The following is a 15,555-nucleotide window of genomic DNA, read 5'->3' on the forward strand; positions in this document are numbered from 1 at the left end:
GATCAAATAATTATCTTATCAGCAAATCTGTCTGCATCCTGTTGACGCAGCCATTGTGCATTGTTAATATTTTCAGCGAGGTACATGATGGTGGGTTGCTGGAAGAGCAATTGCAGATCGAGCGATACATCAAACTCTTTCAACACGCGGGATAGCATGGCAGTCGCTTTCAGACTATGTCCTCCCAGTTCAAAAAAGTTATCTCTTATACCGATCTTATCGATACCTAGCACTTCCTGCCATATCTCCGCTAATCTTGATTCTGTTTCATTTGTTGGCGGACAGTATTCATTCCGGATGATATCCGCTGTTGTTACCGCAGGCAGCAAACGCCTGTCTGTTTTACCATTGGAGCTAAGTGGGATATGCTCTAGCTGCACATAATGAGACGGCACCATATAGGCGGGTAACACCTGTGTCAGGCTGTCTTTCAGTTGTTGCTTATCTATTACGGAAGAGGCTACCACAAAGGCGGCAATGATTTTATCGCCATCCAGTTGCTGTACTACTACTGCCACCTGCTTAACTGATGGTTGTTTTAGGATTGCTTGTTCGATCTCTCCTAGCTCTATTCTGTATCCGCGTACTTTCACCTGGTCATCTGCACGGCCGGATACAGCAATGTTTCCATCCGGCAACCATCTGGCCACATCGCCGGTGCGGTACAGTTTTTCACCCGCACAGTAGGGATGCGGAACGAAGCGTTCTGCGGTGAGTACCGGGTTATTCAAATAACCGCGAGCCAGTCCTGCACCTGCAATACATAACTCTCCATCCACTCCAACTGGCTGCAATTTTTGCTGCGTATCCAATATATAGATCCGTGTATTCTCCAGCGGACGGCCAATGTTCATCTGATCGGTATACTGCAAGAGTGTATTCGTTACCGTAGTTTCCGTAGGCCCGTATTCGTTATAGAAAGCCGCGTAGCCACTCCAGGATTCCGCCAGTTCTTGCTTACATGGCTCTCCTCCGGCGATCACCCGTTGCAAGCCTTTATAGGCGCCAGGGGTAATCATTTCCAGGTAACTCGGCGTTGCATGGAAGTGGGTGATTTCTGCAGCAGATAGTAACTGCATCATTGCAGCGGGGTCCTGGCGGGTAGCTTCTGGCGCTATCACCAAGGTGGCCCCATTCAATAAGGCCAGGAAGATCTGCTCTACGGAGGCATCAAAACTCAATGCAGAGAACTGTAATATCTTATCTGTAGCCTGTACCTGGAAGCTTTTAGTCTGACTGGCAATCAGGTTCACAACGCTGTGTTGTTCAATCATCACGCCTTTAGGCTTACCTGTAGAACCGGAGGTATAGATTACATAAGCGAGATCAGTGGATGAATGGATTTGTTCCGGCAACTGGTCGCTGTATGCAGTAGCATGTTCCTGGAAGTAGGCCAATTCTGTAGCAGTGATCACTACGCGGCAGCCACTGTCGGCTATCATGTAATCGATACGTTCTTGCGGATAGTTGAGGTCCAGCGGCAGATAAGCTCCTCCGGATTTCAGTATAGCCATTAACGTGATAAACATCCATTCGCTGCGTTCCAACTGTATGCCTACCAGTTCATCCCGCTGAATCTGGTAACGATTACGTAAATACTGCGCCAGATGATTGGAGAGATGATCCACTTCTTCGTAGCTCAGACGCACTTCCTCATACACCAGGGCTATATTGCCTGGGGTACGCTGCGCCTGCTCTACGAACAGCGTTGCCAGCGATTTATCTACTCGATAGGCTACTGCCGTATCATTGAAAGTATGTAGTAAGGTGTGTTGCTCTGTTGCAGAGAGATAAGATAAATGACTTAACGATGTATCAGGAGTGGCAACTACTGCCTGTAATAAACCTTCCAGATGAGTAGCCATGCGCATCGCCGTTTCTCGCTGATATAGGTCTGTATTGTATTCCAGACGCAGGCTCATCGTTTCCGCCGTGCTTTCACTAAAGTTAAACAACAGGTCAAATTTACTGATGCCGCCATTAGCGCCAGCATAAGGCCGTACCTCTAGTCCCTGGCTGTCAATGGCTGTACGATCATTGTTCTGCAATACAACCATTACGTCAAAAAGGGCGCTGCGACTCAGATCCCGCGGCAGGTTGAGGGCATCCACCAGTTCATCAAAGGGATAGGATTGATGCTCATAAGCACCCATGGACACAGTTTTCACTTGTTCCAACAATTGCAGGAAACTGTGTCCATCCACCAGTTGCGTACGTAATGCCAGCGTATTCACATAGAAGCCCAGTTGGTCCGCCAGATCTGCATGTTCCCGACCAGCAACCGGACTACCAATAATTATATCTTCCTGACCGCTGTAACGATACAAAAGAATATTTACCAGCGATAATAAGCCCATGAACAAGGTAGCGTCCTGGGTCAGCAGCAGCGATTTAAATGCCCCTGATGGCACTTCTATCGTCACAAAATCTCCTTTGTAGGTTTTCACTGCCGGACGAACACTATCTGTGGGTAGTTCCAGCACTGGCAATGATCCGGAGAACTGGTCCAACCAATAGGCTTTGCTGGCAGCCATTTCTGGCGATAATAAATGAGATTGCTGCCAGGCTGCATAATCTTTGTATTGTAAAGGCAATGCAGGCAACGGCGTTTGTCCCTTACTGTTATAGTAATGCAATACTTCTTTGATGAGCACCTCCACTGACCAACCGTCACTGATGATATGATGCATTACAAAACCCAGCAGGCAACGGTTTTCACTGATCTCATATAAGTGAGCTCGCAGCAGTGGCCCCGCAGATAAATCAAATGGAGCAGAGAGATCCGTGTAAAGATCTTCGCCTTTCAACAATGCAAAGTGAACATCTGCTATCGGGAGAACAACTTGTCTCACTTCTCCTGCTATATTCTCTTTAAATACGGTTCTTAATATTTCATGTCTTTCAATCACTACCTGAAAACTCGCTTCCAGCAAGGTTATATCCAGTGTACCTTCCAGCTCCAGCACTGCTGGCATATGATAAGCGGCACTTGCATCGCCTAACTGACTCAGCAGCCACATACGGCGTTGAGAGGAAGACAGCGCATAGTCTTCTTGTATATCGAGTACGGGTATACGTTGATAAGTATGCTGTTCTAATCCGGCAATCCATCTCGCTTGTTCTTCCAGTACAGGCCGTATAAAGAGTTCCTTCAATGGCGCACGCACTCCAAACTGTTGATGGATAGATGCTGCCAGTCGCGATAACTTTAAACTATGACCTCCCAGCTCAAAGAAATTATCGGTCACACTTACTTCCCGTGATAGCAGCTGCTGCCATAAGTCTGCCAACCGCGCCTCTGTAGTATTACGTGGCGCAATAACAGCCGTATGTCTTTGTTCGCTAGCAGCAGGCAATGGCAAACGACGTTTGTCTACTTTACCATTGGCCGTTAATGGTAAGCTCTCCAATGCCACGAAATAGCCCGGCACCATGTAGCCCGGAAGTTGTGCAGAGAGCCAGTTGCGGAGTGAGGCAACATCCATATCAGTAGCGCTTACCGTATAAGCGACTAACTCTTTTTCTCCAGGTTGTAATTCAGCCGCGATTACCACCGCCTGCTGTATACCTTCGTACCCTTGAATGGCATGGGTAATTTCGCCTAGCTCTATTCTGTAACCACGCACTTTCACCTGGTCGTCCGCACGGCCGGATACAGCAATGTTTCCATCCGGCAGCCATCTGGCCACATCGCCGGTGCGGTACAGTTTTTCACCCGCACAGTATGGATGCGGAACGAAGCGTTCTGCGGTGAGTACCGGGTTATTCAAATAACCGCGAGCCAGTCCTGCACCCGCGATACACAACTCTCCATCTACCCCTACTGGCTGCAATTGTTGCTGCGCATCCAATATATAGATCCGTGTATTCTCCAACGGACGGCCAATGTTCATCCGACCCGTATACCGCAAGAGTGTATTCGTTACCGTAGTTTCCGTAGGCCCGTATTCGTTATAGAAAGCCGCGTAGCCACTCCAGGATTCCGCCAGTTCCTGCTTGCATGGCTCTCCTCCGGCGATCACCCGTTGCAAGCCTTTATAGGCACCAGGGGTAATCATTTCCAGGTAACTCGGCGTTGCATGGAAGTGGGTGATCTCTGCTCCAGATAGTAATTGCATCATTGCAGCGGGGTCCTGGCGGGTAGCTTCTGGCGCTATCACCAAGGTGGCCCCATTAAATAAGGCCAGGAAGATCTGTTCTACGGAGGCATCAAAACTCAATGCAGAGAACTGTAGTATCTTATCTGTAGCCTGTACCTGGAAGCTTTTAGTTTGACTGGCAATCAGGTTCACAACGCTGTGCTGCTCAATCATCACACCTTTAGGCTTACCTGTAGAACCAGAAGTATAAATTACATAAGCGAGATCAGTGGATGAATGGATTTGCTCCGGCAGCTCATCGCTGTATGCAGCGGCATGTTCCTGGAAGTAGGCCAATTCTGCGGCAGTGATGACTACACGGCAGCCACTGTCGGCTATCATGTAATCGATACGTTCTTGCGGATAGTTGAGGTCCAGCGGCAGATAAGCTCCTCCGGATTTCAGTATAGCCATTAAGGTGATAAACATCCATTCGCCGCGCTCTAGCTGTATGCCTACCAGTTCATCCCGCTGAATCTGGTAACGATTACGTAAATACTGCGCCAGACGATTAGAGAGATGATCTACTTGTTCGTAACTCAGACGCACTTCCTCATACAGCAGGGCTATATTGCCTGGGGTACGCTGTACCTGCTCTACGAACAACGTTGCCAGCGATTTATCTACAGGATAGGCTACTGCCGTATCATTGAAAGTCTGTAGTAAGGTGTGTTGTTCTGTTGCAGAGAGATAAGATAAATGACTTAGCGATGTATCAGGAGTAGCAACTACCGCCTGTAATAAACCTTCCAGATGAGTAGCCATACGCATCGCCGTTTCTCGCTGATATAGGTCTGTATTGTATTCCAGACGCAGGCTCATCGTATCCGCCGTGCTTTCACTAAAGTTAAACAACAGGTCAAATTTACTGATGCCGCCATTAGCGCCTGCATAAGGCCGTACCTCTAGTCCATGGCTGGCTATGGCCGTACGGTCATTGTTCTGCAATACAACCATTACGTCAAAAAGGGCGCTGCGACTCAGATCCCGCGGCAGGCTGAGGGCATCCACCAGTTCATCAAAGGGATAGGATTGATGCTCATAAGCACCCATGGACACAGTTTTCACTAGTTCCAATAATTGCAGGAAACTGTGTCCATCCACCAGTTGCGTACGTAATGCCAGCGTATTCACATAGAAGCCCAGCTGGTCCGCCAGATCTGCATGTTCCCGACCCGCAACCGGACTACCGATAATTATATCTTCCTGACCGCTGTAACGATACAAAAGAATATTTACCAGCGATAATAAGCCCATGAACAAGGTAGCGTCCTGGGTCAGCAGCAGCGATTTAAATGCTCCCGATGGCACTTCTATCGTCACAAAATCGCCTTTGTAGGTTTTCACTGCCGGACGAACACTATCTGTGGGCAGTTCCAACACTGGCAATGATCCGGAGAACTGTTCCAGCCAATAGGCTTTGCTGGTAGCCATTTCTGGCGATAATAAATGAGATTGCTGCCAGGCTGCATAATCTTTGTATTGCAAAGACAATACTGGCAACGGCGTTTGTCCCTTACTGTTATAGTAATGCAATACCTCTTTGATGAGCACCTCCACTGACCAACCATCACTGATGATATGATGCATTACAAACCCCAGCAGGCAATGGTTTTCACTGATCTCATATAAGTGAGCCCGCAGCAGTGGTCCCGCAGATAAATCAAATGGAGCAGATAAATCCGTGTAAAGATCTTCGCCTTTCAACAATGCAAAGCGTACATCTGCTATCGGGAGAACAACTTGTCTCACCTCTCCTGCTATATTCTCTTTAAATACGGTTCTTAATATTTCATGTCTTTCAATCACTGCTTGAAAACTCTCTTCCAGCAAGGCGCTGTCCAGTGTACCTATCAGCTCCAGCACTGCTGGCATATGATAAGCCGCACTTGCGTCGCCTAACTGACTCAGCAGCCACATACGGCGTTGAGAGGAAGACAGCGCATAGTCTTCTTGTATATCGAGTACGGGTATACGTTGATAAGTATGCTGTTCTAATCCAGCAATCCACATTGCTTGTTCTTCCAGCACAGGCCGCAGAAATAATTCCTTCAATGGCGCACGCACCCCAAGCTGTTGATGGATAGATGCTGCCAGTCGCGATAATTTTAAACTATGACCTCCCAGCTCAAAGAAATTATCTGTCACACTTACTTCCCGCGAAAGAAGTTGCTGCCATAAGTCTGCCAACCGCGCCTCTGTAGTATTCCGTGGCGCAATAACAGCCCCATGTCTTTGTCCGCTAACAGCAGGCAATGGCAAACGACGTTTGTCCACTTTACCATTGGCCGTTAATGGTAAGCTCTCCAATGCCACGAAATAGCCCGGCACCATGTAGCCCGGAAGTTGTGCAGAGAGCCAGTTGCGGAGTAAGGCAACATCCACATCAGTAGCGCCTACCGTATAAGCGACTAACTCCTTTTCTCCAGGTTGTATTTCAGCAGCGATTACCACCGCCTGTTGTATACCTTCATACCCTTGAATCGTATGGGTAATCTCTCCTAGCTCTATTCTGTAACCACGCACTTTCACCTGATCATCCGCACGACCACCAAACAATAAAGTACCTGTTGCTGTCCATCGGCCCAGATCGCCGGTTTTATACAGGCGTTCTCCTGGGATAAACGGATGTGCGATAAATTTACTGGCTGTCAGATCGGGGTTATTCAGGTAGCCACGCGCCAGTCCATCACCTCCTACACAGATTTCCCCCATCACTCCAACAGGGCAAAGTTGCCCTTCCTTATCCAACACAAAAGCGGTGCTATTACTAACAGGTATTCCAATAGGAATTTCTTCAGCAGAAGCCTCCACCACATGGCAGAGAGAGAAAGTAGTATTTTCCGTAGGTCCGTAACCGTTAACGATAGTTAGCTGTGGATAAGATGACTGTAGTAAACGTATATGCGTTGCTGATAGTTTGTCCCCACCCGCTAGTACGGTTCGCAGTGATGCAAAGATATTCGGCGATTTATCTATCAACTGATGGAACCATCCGGCAGTAAACCACATCATCGTTACACGTTCCCGGTTGATCAGTCGTAATAATTGTTCATCGTCCAGCAACACATCCAGTGAGCTCATCACCAGGGTACCGCCATGCAGCAACATACTCCAGTATTCAAATGTGGTAGCATCAAAGGATACCGCGCCTGTCGACAACAGCACTTCATCTCCTTTCAGCTGCACATAATTACATCCCATCACCAGTCTCACAACACCGCGTTGCTCAATCATCACGCCTTTAGGCCGACCAGTGGAACCAGAGGTATACATCACATAGGCCAGGTCTGTCGATTGATTTACCTGTTCGGGCAACTGATCGCTATAAGCAGTGATATGTTCCTGGAAGTAGGCCAATTCCGCTGAGGTAATCACTACGCGGCATCCGCTGTCGGCGATCATATAATCGATACGTTCCTGCGGATAGCTGCTATCCAGCGGTAAATAAGCGCCGCCGGATTTCAGTATAGCCATTAACGTGATAACGGTCCATTCACTTCGTTCCAGTTGTATACCTACCAGCTCATCACGCTGCACCTGGTAACGCTGACGTAAATATTGCGCCAGCCGATTCGACAGCAGATCCAGCGCTTCGTAACTCAGGCGTACATCTTCATACACCAAGGCAATCTTATCGGGCGTACGTTTTGCCTGTTCTACGAATAGGGCCGCCAGCGACTTATCCGAAGGATAGGCTACCGCGGTGTCATTAAATGTATGTAGTAAAGTATTTTGTTCTGTTACGGAGAGATAAGCTAAACGACTTAGCGATGTATTAGGAGTGGCCACTACGGCCTGTAATAAACCTTCCAGATGAGTAGCCATGCGTACCACCGTATCTCGATGATACAGGTCTGTATTGTATTCCAGACGCATGCTGATCGTGTCCGCCGCGCCCTCACTAAAGTTAAACAGCAGATCAAATTTACTAATCCCTCCCTCAGCTCCCGCATATGGTTGTATATGCAATCCCTGACTGTCTATCGCCGACCGGTCATTGTTCTGCAACACTACCATCACGTCAAAAAGAGCGCTGCGACTCAGATCCCGAGGTAAGTCGAGTGCCTCTATCAGCTCATCAAATGGATAAGCCTGATGCTCATAAGCACCCATGGACACAGTTTTCACTTGTTTCAACAATTCCATGAAACTGTGTCCATCACCCAATTGTGTGCGTAATGCCAGCGTATTCACATAGAAACCCAACTGATCTGTCAGATCCGAATGGTCACGACCAGCCACAGGACTGCCTATGATGATATCTTCCTGACTGCTGTAACGATACAACAGGATATTTACCAGTGATAATAAGCCCATGAATAAAGTAGCATCCTGCGAGCGCAGTAGCGACTTAAATGCAGCCGCTGGCAATTCCATCGTCACAAAATCTCCTTTGTAAGTTTTTATCGCCGGACGAAGACCATCTGTGGGTAGCTCCAACACTGGCAATGATCCAGAGAACTGTTCCAGCCAGTAAGCTTTACTGGCAGCCATTTCCGGCGACAACAAACGGGATTGCTGCCAAGCCGCATAGTCCTTATATTGTATAGGCAATGCCGGCAACTGCGTTTGCCCCTGACCGTTATAGTGATGCAGGACTTCCTTAATAAGCACGTCTATGGACCAACCATCGCTGATGATGTGATGCATTACAAACCCCAGCAGATAGCGGTTTCCACTGATGTTATACAAGTTAGCCCGCAACAGCGGCCCAGTGGATAAATCAAATGGTGCGGAGAGATCGGTATAAAGATCGTCACCTGTCAATAATTCGAAGTGTATTGCTTGTGACGGAAGAATATGTTGTCTCACCTCTCCAGCCATATTCTCTTTAAATACGGTTCTTAATATTTCATGCCGACGGATAACTTCACGGAAGCTGTTTTCCAGCAAATCTCTATCCAGTGCACCTTCCAGCTCCAGTACTGCCGGCATATGATAAGCCGCACTAGCATCGCCTAATTGACTCAGCAGCCACATACGGCGCTGAGAGGAAGACAGCGCATAGTCTTCCTGTATGTCGAGTACGGGTATACGTTGATAGGTATGCTGTTCTAATCCTGTAATCCATGCCGCTTGTTCTTCCAGTACAGGCCGCAGAAAGAGTTCCTTCAATGGCGCACGCACTCCAAACTGTTGATGGATAGCGGTTGCCAGTCGCGATAACTTTAAACTATGACCTCCCAGTTCAAAGAAATTATCTGTCACGCTTACTTCCCGCGAAAGAAGTTGCTGCCATAAGTCTGCCAACCGTGCTTCTGTAGTATTTCGTGGCGCAATAACAGTAGTTTGCCTTTGTCCGTTATCAGCAGGCAATGGCAAACGACGTTTGTCTACTTTACCATTGGCAGTTAATGGTAAGCTATCCAATGCCACGAAATAACCCGGTACCATGTAGCTCGGAATTCGCGCTGCTAGCCAGTTACGGAGTAAGGCAATATCAATTTCCGTGGCGCTTACAGTGTAAGCGATTAATTCTTTTTCTCCAGGTTGTATTGCAGCAGCGATGACCACTGCCTGCTGTATACCTTCATACCCCTGAATGGCATGGGTAATTTCTCCTAATTCTATCCTGTAACCACGTACTTTCACCTGGTCATCCGCACGGCCTGATACCACCACATTCCCATCCGGCAGCCACCTGGCTACATCTCCTGTGCGATATAACTTTTCACCCGGAGCGAAAGGATGCGGGATGAATCGTTCCGCTGTGAGTGCGGGATTATTCAAATAGCCGCGGGCTAGTCCTGCCCCTGCAATGCACAACTCTCCATCCACGCCTACAGGCAGTAATTGCATCTGTCCATCCAGGATATATACCTGTGTGTTATTCAACGGGCGTCCTACCGGAATGCTACTTTCTTCCACTCCTGATACCAGGTAAATATTACTGGAAATAGTGGCTTCTGTAGGGCCATACTTATTATAGAATTTCAGTCGTCCCGACCATCTGTTAGCCAGTGCAGGCGGACAAGCTTCTCCGGCAGAAACCATTCTTTTCAGAGGTAAGTCGGCCCTGCTATCTACCCCCTCCAACAAGGCTGGCACCGTATGTATATGCGTGATACGATGCTCCTGGAGGAACTGATTCAGCAATACAGGATCTAATGCGTCTTCCCTGCTGATAATATGCAGAGAAGCCCCCAGTAATAATCCCAGCAATACCTGCTCGGCAGAAGCATCAAAAGCGATATTGGAAATCTGTATAATACGATCCTGTTCATCTACCTGATAGTGTTCATTGATAGCAAAGAGATAATTGACCAGATTGCCATGCGAAACCATCACCCCTTTAGGTTTACCGGTAGAACCGGAGGTATAAATAACATAGGCCAGATCTTCCGGCTCATGGTGATTAATCGGCCAGCTGGCCAGGTAATCCTTTTGTACTTGCAGGAACGCAGCGATTGTGTTCTCATCTACTACCACTTTACAACCGCTGTCCGCAATCATATACTGGACACGTTCTTCCGGATATCCAGGATCTATGGGCAGATAGGCCGCACCAGCTTTCCAAATAGCCAGTAGTGTAATGATCATCCATTCACTACGCTCTAACTTCAGCCCTACAATAGTCCGGGCCTGAACGTCATATTGTTCCCGGAGGAAATGCGATAACTGACTGGAGCGTTGATCCAGCTTTTCATATGTGAGTAGTTGGTCGCCGAATACCAGCGCAGTATGAGCGGGAGTACGCTTCACCTGTGCCGACCAAAGATCAGTAAGCGTTTTATCCAATGGGAACGGACGGAATGTATGGTTGAAGACTTCCAGTATTTGTTGTCTTTCTTCTGCTGCCATAAATGCCAGTCGCCCGACAGGAATGCCAGCATCAGCAACAGTTGCCAGTAAAATCCCTTTCAGATGTGCCGCCATACGAGTGGCCGTGTCTCCCCGATACAAATCTGTATTATATTCCAATCGAAGGCGGATAACCTCCTCCGTCAGTTCAGTGAAGTTAAACGAGAGATCAAATTTGCTGATAGCGCTATCTACGCCTTCATAAGGAGTGGCAGAAAAATGATCTGTGGAGATAGCCGTACTATCGTTATTCTGTAATACCACCAGCACATCGAAGAGCGCATTACGTCCGAGATCGCGGGATAGTTCCAGCGATTCCACCAGTTCATCAAATGGGTATGCCTGATGCTCATAAGCACCCATCGCCACTGATTTCACATGCGCCAGCAATTGTAAAAAACTGTGTCTGGCATTCACGCGGCTACGCAAAGCCAGGGTATTTACATAAAAGCCTATCTGCTGTGCAAGATCTGCATGCACACGGCCTGCCACGGGACTTCCTACAATAATATCCTCCTGGCCGCTGTATCGGTGCAGTAATATTTTCACGAGCGACAACACGCCCATAAATAATGTAGCATCATGTTGCCGCAACAACTGTTTGAAAGCTGCCGAAGGCAGATCCAGGGTGATGGCATTACCGCGGAAAGTTTTCACTGCCGGACGTACCGCATCCAGCGGCATTTCCAGCACAGGCAACTCGCCCGACAATTGCTCCATCCAATACTTCCTGCTATCCAGCATTTCAGGAGATTGCAGCTCCTGCTGCTGCCAGGCAGCATAATCCTTATATTGAACAGTAAGCGGTAATAACTGCTGCGAATGACCATTGTAATGAGCTAATACCTCTCTCACCAGCATGTCTACAGACCAACCATCACTGATGATATGGTGCATCACAAAACTCAGGATGTAATTGTCTGTATCCTGGGTATAAAGCACAGCCCTCAATAATGGGCCGGCAGATAGATCAAAGGGGGCCGACATATCCTGCTGCAATGCCTGTTGCAATGAATCAGTATGTCGTATTTCCAGGCGGAATGTTTGTTGCTCAGATGAAAGGATCACCTGCCGCACATCTCCGCTGTTGTTTTCTATAAATACAGTACGCAGTATTTCATGTCGTGCGATAAGTTGCCGGAAACTGTTCTCCAGCAAAGCGGTATCGATCTTCCCTTCCAACTGAAGGAAAGCGGACATGTGATAGGCCGCACTGCCTTCTTCTAGCTGACTTAACAACCACATACGACGCTGCGACGATGACAGTGCATAGTCTTCCTGCAAAGCTAATAAAGGGATGCCTTTGTAGTCCGATTTATCAAAGCTTTCAATCAGTCTGGCCTGGTCTTCCAGTACCGGATGACTGAACAAATCTCTCAATGGAATGCGTACATCAAACTCCTGGTGGAGTTGTGCAGCGAGGCGGGATAATTTCAAACTATGCCCACCTTGTTCAAAGAAGTTATCCATCACACTGATGGCGTCTCTGTTCAATAGCCTGGACCACAAAGCAGTCAGGCGGGTTTCTGTAACAGTACGTGGCGCCACAAATGCGCGTTCCTGTATATCATCTAAAGACAAGGCAGCCAGTGCTTTTCTGTCGACCTTACCATTTATGTTTAAAGGAATTTCAGAGAGTGGAAAAAACTGTACCGGCACCATATATGCAGGTAACCTTTCGGCCAGATATTGTTTCAAAGATGCAGTATCTATTGCTGTTTCAGCAACATAATAGCCAACCAGCATCTTATCATTTCCGGCATTCCTCACATCTGCCACCGCACGTTGTATATCCGCAGAGAATTGTAAGATATTATGTTCTATCTCTCCCAGTTCAATACGGAAGCCGTTCAATTTCACTTGCTGGTCTTTACGTCCGTAGTATTCAAGGTTACCGTCCGGCAGCCAGCGACCTATGTCTCCCGTATCATACATCAATTTCCCTTCATGGAAAGGGTTGGCTATAAATTTTTCTGCCGTGAGTGCAGGTTTATGGAGATATCCATGAGACAGGCCGTCGCCGGCAATGAATATCCTTCCATAAATGCCCGGAGGCAGCAACTGCAGGGCCTCATCGAGGATATATACCTGTGTATATGCAATCGGTCTTCCGATGGGTACATTGCGGTATTCTGGCTGCTGCAAGCGGTAGCAGGTACTGTAGGTAGTATCTTCAGAAGGACCATACAGGTTTCTGACTTCCACATCCAGTTGTACCAGTTTCCTTGCCACATCAGGAGGGAATGGTTCTCCAGCGAGATTGATCACGGATACATTGCGTAAATCCTGTTCTTCGTCCAATAAAGCGCGCATTACTGACGGCACCGTATTTAGCAGGATATTACTATCTGTTTGCAAGTATTGTGGGCTCTCCAATGCATTCTGTAAGATCCTGATCTTTTTGCCGGCAATGAGTGTATAGAACATCTCAAAGATGGACAGATCGAAGCAATGAGAAGTAGCCGCATATACGATATCAAAGGGAGATGTTGCGAATTCTGAGGCACACCAGTCGAGGAAAGCTGCTGCATTTTTATGCGCGATCATCACGCCTTTAGGCTGACCCGTTGAGCCGGAAGTATAAATGATATAAGCCAGATTTTCAGGCTGGATGGGCGTTTCCGGGTTAGTAGCCGGCATTTCGTGTTGCGTTTCTGCAAATGATTGCAGCATCGCAGTATCCAATACTAACCTGGCGCGGGAATCCTGTTCAATATAGGCTTGTCTTTCTTCCGGGTAATTTACATCTACCGGCACATAGGCGGCGCCGCATTTCAGCACTGCCAGGAGGGCGATCAAGAGGTTTTCATTGCGAGGCAGTTTTACAGCCACGATATCTCCAGGGCCGGCCTGATGACGCTTCATGAGCCACCATGCCAGTTGGTTAGCAGCTTCATTAAGTTGGGTATAAGTAAGCAGCGTATGCTCGCAGATAACGGCCACTTTATCCGGGTATGCAAGCACTGTATCTTCTACCTGTGATACGAGTAGTCCTTTATGCTGCCAGCTTTTATGATCCGCAGTATATATGCGTAATAATAGTTCGCGATCCAGATCATTGATGATGGATATATCCGTTACCGTTAGTGGCAGGTAATTCTCCAGGGATTGCAACCAGTGATGGAAGCAATGTAGAAAATGAGTAGCAATAGCGGGCGTAGTAAAATTTTCATCGAAAGACGCGTGTAGGGTCCAGGATGCATTAGTTTCTTGCAGTACCGTGAGGGAAAAAGGAAATATTTCACCTTCGCTTTCCTGGCAGAAGAAGAAACCGGCGTTTGCATGACGCTCGAAAGTGCCAGGGGCAATTGAATGCGCGGCATAGCGAAATGCGTCCTGCACTACTGCTTTCGCAGATTGCAGTTGTTCCTGCAATGTTTGGCGCTTGCAGGTAATATTGTATAATAAAGGGGTCTGTTCATGCTGCGGTAAACCTTTGGAGAAAATAAAAGGTTGTTCTCCAAAATACCTGTGTAATAGCACAGCATACACCGTCATTAAAACAGTGAATTCTGTTAATGGTTTACCGGCAGAAATTTTTCTGAAATAAGGAATTGAACTGGTACTGATAGTAATACGGGAACTGGCCACGGAGGCTAACTGTAGACGGTTAGTCGCGCTGCTGTTTTTCAATAGTTCCTGCCAGTAGTTATCAATGAGTTTTCTCTTGATTGTTTCCATAGCAATGACTGACTGATTCTAAAATGCTGGTGGTGTGGTGGTGGGAATCAGGTAATGACCCGATTAATGTGACAATGCTTCTCCAATATAAACCGCTGGAACATCCATTAGGATAGCTCTTCTTAGGATTTCTACCCTTACAAGAAATTTATGATGACCTTTAAAATGGACAATTTCGCAAGACAGGCCATTGAGTGGGCCTTCCTGAATAGCGTATTTTTCACCTGGTTTGATGTGATCGTAACAAACTTCCAGTTCGGAACCGGCAACAGTGAGTACACGGATATTATCTATTTCCTGTTGGCTAATGGGGGCAATTCTGTTATTAAATTTTACGTAATGACATAGGCCTTCTACTTGCATACTAATGGTATACTGCAGAGGATCTTCCAGGAATACAAAAACATAAGAAGGAAATAATGGCATTTCCAGTGTTTTAACCCGGTCCTTCCATTTACGTCTTTCTTTTTTGAGGGGCAAATAATTAACTATACTGCATCTGGACAGTTGTTCAGCTACTTTTCTTTCTTGCCTGGACCTGGTATAGATCAAGTACCAAGAAGGTAAAAACTGGGACATAGGCTGCTGCTTGGTTTATTATGAGGTAACATATGTGTTAATAACTGGTTATTTGAGTGCTAATAGTAATTATGTATCAAAACTGGAAACAAAAATATCGCAGATCGGCTCTGAATAAAGCGATCAATGCATTTCACTGAAATGAGTTTCAGGAACGCTGCAATATTTTCAAAGGGCTCTTTGAAAACGAAGTAAATAGAGGGTATCAGTATGTTTATCCACCAAGGGGCATGACGGACAAACAAGTATGCTACAGTTTATACTGGTTCCCTGCGGTATTATGTAACTGGCGACAGTTAAATTCGTTCTGTATTGTACAAAACGTAATTCCACAATGCCTATAAAATGGTAA

2 protein-coding genes are annotated in these 15,555 nt (G+C 47.1%); both read right to left on the reverse strand.

All coding sequences use genetic code 11. The features are described from left to right. Positions 1 to 2: 2 nt before the first annotated feature. Entirely contained in the window at positions 3 to 14,624 is a 14,622-nt protein-coding gene (locus tag CLV59_RS23475; RefSeq protein WP_111594508.1) for a non-ribosomal peptide synthetase, read from the reverse strand. A gap of 63 nt (positions 14,625 to 14,687) precedes the next feature. Beyond that, entirely contained in the window at positions 14,688 to 15,203 is a 516-nt protein-coding gene (locus CLV59_RS23480; protein ID WP_111594509.1) for a UpxY family transcription antiterminator, read from the reverse strand. Positions 15,204 to 15,555: the final 352 nt, after the last annotated feature.

This window comes from Chitinophaga dinghuensis, from assembly GCF_003259435.1.
Taxonomy (GTDB): domain Bacteria; phylum Bacteroidota; class Bacteroidia; order Chitinophagales; family Chitinophagaceae; genus Chitinophaga; species Chitinophaga dinghuensis.